This window comes from Bradyrhizobium sp. (assembly GCF_028868675.1).
GTDB lineage: Bacteria > Pseudomonadota > Alphaproteobacteria > Rhizobiales > Xanthobacteraceae > Bradyrhizobium.
Genome location: NZ_JAGWUA010000232.1, coordinates 1 through 6,943, shown reverse-complemented (window position 1 = coordinate 6,943; position 6,943 = coordinate 1). Strand labels below are relative to the sequence as shown.

The following is a 6,943-nucleotide window of genomic DNA, read 5'->3' as shown; positions in this document are numbered from 1 at the left end:
TGGATGACGAAATCCGCGCCAAGCGCGATGGGTTGCTGCAGGGCGGGTGAGAGGAAGGTGTTGTCGACCGCGAGCCTGGCGCCCGTCTCCCTGGCGCGTTCGGCGATCGCACGGATATCGACGACCCGCATCAGCGGATTGCTCGGCGTCTCCACCAGCACGAGCTTCGGTTTCCGGCGCAGCGCAGCACCCGTCGCCGCTTCGTCGCCTTGATCGACGAATGCGACGTCGAACTGCTGGCGATCGCGCCGCGCAGCCAGCAGGCGGTAGGTGCCTCCATAGCAATCGTGCGGCGCAACCACGAGATCGTGGGGCCGCAGCGTCGACAGTACGAGATCGACCGCCGCCATCCCGGAGGACGTCACCACCGCGCCGGCGCCACCTTCGAGCTTGGCGAGCGTCTCGGCCAACAGGTCGCGGGTCGGATTCGAGGTCCGCGTGTATTCGTGGCCGAGGTTCCGCTCGAATCCCTCGAAGCCGAAGGTGCTCGTCAGATAGAGCGGCGGCACAACGGCCCTGAACGGCCGGTCCGATGCGACGCCGTTCGACGCCGCGATGGTGCGCGGATCCCTCTTCGTCTCGCCCACGTTGATGTCCTCCGGAAAGCCTCGCTGGGCTCTCACTAACGCAGGCTGGCATGCGAGGATAGGGATCACCGACGCCGACTGGACATTTTGGGGCGTGGGCCGGATCGTCAGTTCCCTGGTCGAGCGGTTCGCGGCGTGACGGTGCGCCACCAGGCCTCCAATGGCGGCCGCTCGCAAGCGAGTCTCGCACCTGCGGCGCCGGCGAATTCGACCCAGTCGGTGACGCGTTCGCTCGAAACCGCAATGACGACGGGGATTCCGGCTTTCACCGCGCGCTCGATGACGGACACGAGGCCACCGCCTTCGCGTTCCCGCTTGCCAAAGCGGTTGACGATCAGGAGGTCGGCGCCGGCTGCAAGCGCATCCGATACCCTCGCGGCCGCGGCCTGCAGCCGGTCGCGGTCCAGGCGGCAGCCGGTCGCGGCGGGGTCGAAGTCTTGCGCCAGCAACAGCTTTTCATGGTTGTGCAGCAATACGGCCGAGAGGCTCGAATCGGCGCATTGGCCGGTCTGCACCATTCCGACGGCGCGAAGACCGCGTGCACTCAAGTCCCGGGCGAAATCGAGCAGAAGCGCATCGGGGTCCTGATGTTCATCGTAGACGAGGGCAGCGAGGTTGCGTCGAGCGTCGGACATGTTCGGCTCATTCCATCCATGAGGGGGAGCGCTTTGGCCCCGCGGGTCATACTCATATCGCGCCTGGAGCGGACCTTCGCAATAGGTCGGGCGGACTCGGCAGTCCGTGGCGGCCCCTTCGATTCATTATCGGTCGTTTGCGAACCGGAAGTTCTCGCGACCGGCGAAGATCGCGCCGGAGAAAGATATATTATTCATATTGCTTTTCATCGCCGCGGGTGTTTTAAGATATAGTAAGAGTATATCTTATGGTCTGGCGAAGCCACGCGAATGTGGCGAAAGGCTGGATGATGACCCACGTCGTCACCGACAACTGCATCAAGTGCAAGTACATGGATTGCGTCGAGGTCTGCCCCGTCGATTGCTTCTATGTCGGCGAGAACATGCTCGTCATTCACCCCGACGAATGCATCGATTGCGGCGTCTGCGTGCCGGAATGCCCGGCGGAGGCGATCCTCCCGGACAGCGACATTCCGTCCGACTCGCACTGGCTCGGCCTCAACCGCAAGTACGCGGGGCTCTGGCCGAACATCGTCGCCAAGGGCACGCCGCCGCCCGACGCCGACGCCTGGAACGGCGTCCCCGGCAAGTTTTCCGAGCATTTCAGTCCGAAACCGGATGGCGCGGAAGCCTCGGGCGAGCCGACAGACCTTCGATCCACCCCCGAGATCGCCGGCGGTGATCGATCAAACCCTCGAGCGGTCAAAGGAGAAGTCTAGCAATGTCCAGCGCCAACGCATCGGTCGTCGACGTACGTCAGCTTCCGCCGGCCCAGCGCCACCAGAAGATCTTCCAGCTCGTCAACGAACTCACGGTCGGCCGCTCGTTCATTCTCGTGAACGATCACGACCCGAAGCCGCTCTACTACCAGCTGGAAGCCGAATATCCCAAGCAGTTCTCCTGGACCTACGTCGAGAGCGGTCCCGCCGTCTGGCGCGTGGAGATCGGAAAATCCGCCGCGGCGGCCTGAACGGCACCGGCAGCACGGGAGCGAGGCACGATATCGCTCCGCTCTCGTCCGTATCCAGGCAAAGTCACATTGGAGGAACGACGAATGACGCCAGAACCCTATGAACTCGACGTACGCCCGATTCTCCGCTCCGGCGGGGAGCCTTTCTCGGCCATCATGCAGGCGGTCAATGACTTGGACTCCGGGCAGCCGCTTCGGCTGCTGGCAACGTTCGAGCCGGTACCGCTCTACGGAGTGCTCGGCAAGAAGGGATTCGATCACGCCGCGCGGGGGATTGGCGGCGGCGACTGGGAGGTGTTGTTCACGCCGAGAGCTGCTGCGTCCGCTGCTCCAGCGATGCCTGCCGACCCCACAGCATGGCCGGAGCCCGTGCGTCAGCTCGACAACCGCGATCTCGACCCGCCGGAGCCGATGGTGCGCACGCTTGCGGCGGTCGAAGAATTGCGGCCGGGCGAGGTGTTGTGTGCCCTTCTGTGCCGCGAGCCGGTGTTCCTGTTGCCGGAGCTCGGCAAGCGAGGGCTCGCATGGTCGGGCGGGTTCGAGGCCGACGGAACGACGTACAGGCTCCTGATACGCCGGACGTTCGAGAGGGAGGCCGCCGAATGACGGACGACAGCGACCTGGTCGAGCGCGTGCGCACCGCGCTTCGCACGGTGATCGATCCGGAAATCGGCCTCGATATCGTGGAAATCGGCCTCGTCTACGATATCGCAGTCGAGGAGGAGGATGTCGTCCGAATTTCGATGACCACGACGACGATGGGTTGCCCGGCGACCAGCTATCTCAGGGACGGTGCCGGCGAAGCGGCGCAGTCCGTCGCCGGGGTCCACGCGGTCGATGTCCAGCTCACCTATGATCCCCCCTGGACGCCGGACATGATGAGCGCGGATGCGAGGAATTATCTGGGAGTCGGTCGGTGACGCAGGCGGCCGTCGATACCGGATTCGACTACTCCGCGCTCGCTCCGCTCATCTCGCTGCAGGAGCAGCTCAACCTGCTGTTGCTTGATGCCCTGCAAGAGCTGGCCGACGCCGGCGAAGTGGACAGAGCCTGCCGCATCGCCGGAAAGGCCTGCGTCATTCTTCGCCGTACCTCTCCAAAGGACGAGCGGCGCTTCAACGCCTTGTTGCACCGTCTGGTGCGCAAGCTGTGATCGATCGCGGAGAAGCGCTGCAATTGCAAAACATGAGGGGCGCGTGTACCTTTAGCGCTCCTCCGCGCTGCCGGTTCGTCGATCCAGGAACACCATGCGACTCACGAATTTCACTGATTACGCGCTCAGGCTGCTGATGTATGCCGCGGCTCACGAAGATCGCCTGATTACCATCGAAGAAGTCTCCCGGGTTTACGGGATCTCGCGCGCCCACCTGATGAAGATCACGAACGCCTTGACCCGGGCTGGATTCCTGAAAGCCGTACGCGGGCGCTCGGGCGGGCTGACGTTGGCAAAGCCGCCGCGCAAAATCCGCCTGGGCGACGTGGTCCGCGCGACGGAGCCCGACTTCGCGCTGGTCGAGTGCTTCGCCACGGGTAGCCAATGCATCATCACGCGCAGTTGTCGGCTGAGCGGCATCCTGCATGAAGGGCTGGATGCGTTCAACGCGGTGATCGACAAGTACACGCTGGCCGACCTGATGCTCAGGCCCAGGGATTTCGGCGTGCGGCCCGCGGCGTGATCGGCGACGGCCCGCGTCGCTGCGACCGCCATCCAGCCGCGGAGAACTCTCCCGTCGTCCCGAAAAGGATGCCTGACGCGCAGGATGGTCCCGCCGTCGCGACCTCATTGAGGTTGCCTGCGGCGGCGGGATGGACCGGCGGCATTCAAGCGAGCGCCGGGCCTCAACCCTTGGCCTGGTTTTCCGTTTCGTCCATGGCCGTCAACGCGAGGGCACTGTGCGCATAGGCGCCGCCCGCCCGCATCTCGGCTGCCACCCAGATCGCCTCCATCAGTTCCTGGCGCGTGGCCCCATGGCGGAGCGCGGCCTTGGTGTGTCCCTTGATGCAGTAGGGACACTGCGTCACATGGGCTACCGCAACGGCGATCAGCTGCTTGGTCTTCGCCGGCAGCGCGCCGTCGGCAAACACCTGACGGCTGAAGGCCTGAAACGCCTTCTCGGTCTCCGGCGCCAGGCTTCGACGTTTCTCGGCCAGTTCACGCGACGACGGCGGGTACAGCGTATCGGTCATTTCGAGACTCCCTCTTCTCGGCGAAAGCGGAGCCGGTCACCCATGGCGGCCGGGGCATGATCACTCGCCGTTAGTGATAGCCGACGCACATCACGTACTCCCGCAGCAGGATCTCCTCATACTCCAGCTCCTCGAGGAGAGCCTCGAGTGCATCCCGGGCGTTGAGCACTCCGATCGGATGAGAGTTGATATCCAGGATCGGAATGTTCTTCAGGTGCCGCTCTTTCATCACTGACCAGACGTCGGTCAACAAGTCGCCAGGGCGACAATGGACGACCGGCCTGGTCATGACGGCCGAAGCCGTCGCCATGCAGGAAGCTCCCTGGCAATGGCTGATCTGGCGAACGACGTCCGTCTTGGTGATGACTCCGGCCAACGCTCCGCTGGAGTCGCGCACGACCACGAGGTCTGCTTCGAGGTCGCGCAGGAGTCCTGCGGCGTCGATGAGCGGAGCCTCGTCGCCGAGGGTGATGAGCCGCTGGCGCGCGGCCGGCAGGATTGCTTCGACGATCATTGACGGCCGACGCTCCAATGAGGGATTTTGCGTCTTTGACCGGCGTTCCCGGAGCAGAGCCGGTCGCCGCCGGACGGCAAATGCGCCATTCGTCTCATCTCAGGCTCCAAATGCGATCTTCAGCGTCGCCACGAGCCCCGTAACCGCCATCGCAAGGCAGCCCAGGCGCATCCCGACCAGCAAGAGAACCTTCATCCGCGAGTGGACATAGTCTTCGATGATGACCTGGAGGCCGAGCGCGGTATGATGGAACAACGCCATCAGAAGCAGCGCCATCAGCGTCGTCGTGACGGGCCTCCTGAGCCAGGCCATCACCGTAGCGTAGTCGTCGCCTGCATGCATCACGGTCGAAACCGTAAACCACAGGGTGAGCGGGATGAGTGCAACAGCCGAGACACGTTCAAGCAACCAATTTTCCACCCCGTCTCGAGCCGAGCCGAGTCCAACCGCCTTGCCGAGTGCGGAACGCATCTGCGTCCTGGTCATTGGCCATGTCCTGCCAACACGATTCCGACGACCCAGGTGAGCGCCGTCAGCGTCATGCTCATCGCCACGGCCGTCCATCCGGAAGCGTAGATTGCGCGGAGACTGAAGCCGTAGCCCGCGTCCCATGCGAGATGCCGGATACCGCCGCAAAGGTGCAGGAAGAAGCAGAATGTGCACCCCAACAGCAGGAGCCGGCCGAGCCACGACCCGATGAGCGACTGGACCGTCGTATAAGCGGCTGGTCCGGCCGCAGCCGAAACCAGCCAGGCGACCAGCGCGACCGCATAAGCAGCCAGCGCCACGCCGGTCATTCTGTTGGCGATCGACAGAACGGAAGTGAGCTGGGGCCTGTAGATTTGAATGTTGGGCGAAAGCGGCCTTGGGCGATCCGTTGGAGTGCTCGGCATGGATCGATCCTCTCTCCGTCGTCAGCCCCGGCGTTCGATCAGCATCTTCTTGATGTCGGCGATCGCCTTTCCGGGGTTCAATCCCTTTGGGCAGGTCCTGGTGCAGTTGAGAATCGTATGGCACCGATAGAGTCGGAATGGATCTTCGAGATCGTCGAGCCGCTCGCCCGTTGCCTCGTCGCGGCTGTCCGTAAGCCAGCGGTTGGCCTGGAGAAGAACCGCGGGGCCCAGGAAACGGTCTCCGTTCCACCAGTGACTCGGGCAGCCCGAGGTGCAACAGAAGCACATGATGCATTCGTATAGACCATCGAGCCGGTGTCGTTCGTCCGGCGATTGAAGCCGCTCCCGCTCCGGGGCGGATGTCCTGGAGCGGAGCCAGGGCTCGACGAGCCTGTGTTGCGCAAACAGGTGGGTGAGATCGGCCACCAGATCCTTGATGATGCTCATGTTCGCCAGCGGATAGATCGTCGCCGGCGTGGCCAGGTCGGAAATGAACCTCGTGCAGGCCAGCCAGTTCGTGCCGTCTATGTTCATCGCACAAGAACCACAAACACCCTCTCGACACGAGCGGCGGAAGGTGAGGCTCGGGTCGATCCTGTTCTTGATCCAGATGAGGGCGTCGAGGACCATGGGGCCGCAGTCGTCCAGATCGACGTGGAAGGTATCGATACGCGGATTGCCGTCAGAGTCCGGATCATAGCGATAGACGTCAAATCGCCTGATCCGGGCTGCCCCGCCTGGAGCCGGCCACGTTCGTCCCTTTCCGATGCGCGATCCGGCGGATACGCCGAAGTTCCTGGGCACCGGAAAGCGCTTCAGCAGCGTGATGTCGGGCACCTCGTCGGAACGTTGAATGATCACTGCCCGCCTTCTCCTGTCTGCCGAGCGTCCGGAAATGAAGGTGTCCCGGCCGGCTCGCCCCCGGTCGAGCGCAATCCGAATGTCGCGCTCGAGAAGCGCCGAAAATATGGTCGACTCGGGCAGGCGTGCATGTCGATTCAGCCACCGTCGAGAAGCACATCCCTGAGCACGACGGCGTCGTTGTGCGCGTCGTCGTGCGCGGCGTAGACGAGCGTGACCGGTCCGTGCTGCACGAGCTCGCGCAACCGCTCGAGCTCGGCGGGATGCCGCCGGATTTCCGAGCGATAGCGCCGCTG

13 protein-coding genes and 1 pseudogene are annotated in these 6,943 nt (G+C 63.9%); 6 read left to right on the top strand and 8 right to left on the bottom strand.

From position 1 onward, the window contains the following. Together KGM94_RS22120 and KGM94_RS22115 are read right to left on the bottom strand one after the other, a co-directional pair. A partial coding sequence (locus KGM94_RS22120; RefSeq protein ID WP_300264107.1) for an aminotransferase class I/II-fold pyridoxal phosphate-dependent enzyme occupies positions 1-587 on the bottom strand: 587 nt, incomplete at its 3' end. Positions 588-694: 107 nt separating this feature from the next. Beyond that, entirely contained in the window at positions 695-1,222 is a 528-nt protein-coding gene (locus KGM94_RS22115) for a DUF2478 domain-containing protein (RefSeq protein WP_300264105.1), read from the bottom strand. Positions 1,223-1,512: 290 nt separating this feature from the next. On the opposite strand from KGM94_RS22115, the pseudogene fdxA reads away from it, so the two are divergent. The 6 genes and pseudogenes from fdxA to KGM94_RS22085 form a co-directional block, all read left to right on the top strand. Further along, positions 1,513-1,851: pseudogene (gene fdxA, locus KGM94_RS22110) on the top strand (ferredoxin FdxA); the annotation flags it as partial. A 92-nt stretch (positions 1,852-1,943) separates the two neighbouring features. Next, on the top strand, positions 1,944-2,192 hold the full coding sequence (locus KGM94_RS22105; RefSeq protein ID WP_300264103.1) for a DUF2249 domain-containing protein: 249 nt from the start codon (positions 1,944-1,946) through the stop codon (positions 2,190-2,192). An 84-nt stretch (positions 2,193-2,276) separates the two neighbouring features. Then, positions 2,277-2,798 (top strand): DUF2249 domain-containing protein, encoded by a 522-nt coding sequence (locus KGM94_RS22100; protein WP_300264101.1) that lies wholly within the window; start codon positions 2,277-2,279, stop codon positions 2,796-2,798. Further along, positions 2,795-3,112: a metal-sulfur cluster assembly factor gene (locus tag KGM94_RS22095; RefSeq protein ID WP_300264099.1), complete on the top strand. Its 318-nt coding sequence runs from the start codon at positions 2,795-2,797 to the stop codon at positions 3,110-3,112. The genes KGM94_RS22100 and KGM94_RS22095 overlap by 4 nt, the downstream gene beginning before the upstream one ends. After that, positions 3,109-3,345, top strand: coding sequence for a hypothetical protein (locus KGM94_RS22090; protein ID WP_300264097.1), 237 nt, complete (start codon positions 3,109-3,111; stop codon positions 3,343-3,345). The genes KGM94_RS22095 and KGM94_RS22090 overlap by 4 nt, the downstream gene beginning before the upstream one ends. A 94-nt stretch (positions 3,346-3,439) precedes the next feature. Continuing rightward, positions 3,440-3,868, top strand: coding sequence for an Rrf2 family transcriptional regulator (locus tag KGM94_RS22085; RefSeq protein WP_300264095.1), 429 nt, complete (start codon positions 3,440-3,442; stop codon positions 3,866-3,868). A gap of 163 nt (positions 3,869-4,031) precedes the next feature. Here KGM94_RS22085 and KGM94_RS22080 read toward each other — a convergent pair whose 3' ends face one another. From KGM94_RS22080 to KGM94_RS22055, 6 genes are all read right to left on the bottom strand, one after another. After that, a complete protein-coding gene (locus KGM94_RS22080) occupies positions 4,032-4,379 on the bottom strand; it encodes a carboxymuconolactone decarboxylase family protein (RefSeq protein ID WP_300264093.1) in 348 nt (115 codons plus the stop codon). 70 nt (positions 4,380-4,449) lie between these two features. Beyond that, positions 4,450-4,893, bottom strand: coding sequence for a CBS domain-containing protein (locus KGM94_RS22075; RefSeq protein ID WP_300264091.1), 444 nt, complete (start codon positions 4,891-4,893; stop codon positions 4,450-4,452). Positions 4,894-4,992: 99 nt separating this feature from the next. Then, positions 4,993-5,379 carry a succinate dehydrogenase, hydrophobic membrane anchor protein gene (gene sdhD / locus KGM94_RS22070; RefSeq protein WP_300264089.1) on the bottom strand — a complete coding sequence of 129 codons (387 nt, stop codon included), beginning with the start codon at positions 5,377-5,379 and terminating at the stop codon, positions 4,993-4,995. Continuing rightward, a complete protein-coding gene (sdhC, locus tag KGM94_RS22065; protein ID WP_300264087.1) occupies positions 5,376-5,786 on the bottom strand; it encodes a succinate dehydrogenase, cytochrome b556 subunit in 411 nt (136 codons plus the stop codon). Before sdhC ends, sdhD begins: the two co-directional genes overlap by 4 nt. 21 nt (positions 5,787-5,807) lie before the next feature. Continuing rightward, complete coding sequence (locus KGM94_RS22060) at positions 5,808-6,590, bottom strand: succinate dehydrogenase iron-sulfur subunit (protein WP_300264111.1); 783 nt, start codon at positions 6,588-6,590, stop codon at positions 5,808-5,810. 194 nt (positions 6,591-6,784) lie between these two features. After that, positions 6,785-6,943: DUF488 family protein (locus KGM94_RS22055; protein ID WP_300264109.1), on the bottom strand; the 159-nt coding region annotated here is incomplete at its 5' end.